Genomic DNA, 318 nt, shown 5'->3' on the forward strand with positions numbered 1-318 from the left:
CGTCAGCGGCGCATCACCTTCTGCGGCGAAGGCGAGCTGCTTCTCGGTCTTCTCCGGAAGCCACATGTCGTCGCTGTCGAGAAAGGCGATGTAGTCCCCGCGGGCCCGCTCGATCGCGAGGTTGCGGGCCCTGCCCGCACCGCCCCGTTCGGGTGCCGACTCCGGCAGGACGCGTTCGTCCTGCTCGGCGAACTCGCGGAGCAGGTCCATGGAACCATCGGAGGACTGGTCGTCGGTGACCAGTAGCTCCAGGTCGCTGTGGGTCTGTGTGAGCACCGATCGGACGGCTGTGCCGAGGGTGGCAGCCGAGTTGTACAC

1 protein-coding gene is annotated in these 318 nt (G+C 67.3%); it reads right to left on the reverse strand.

The genetic code is table 11. The features are described 5' to 3' along the window. Window positions 1-318, reverse strand: a 318-nt coding sequence (locus IF47_RS0127175; protein WP_157840082.1) for a glycosyltransferase family 2 protein, incomplete at both ends; no start/stop codon positions are given.

The organism is Streptomyces megasporus, from assembly GCF_000718985.1.
Lineage (GTDB): Bacteria > Actinomycetota > Actinomycetes > Streptomycetales > Streptomycetaceae > Streptomyces > Streptomyces megasporus.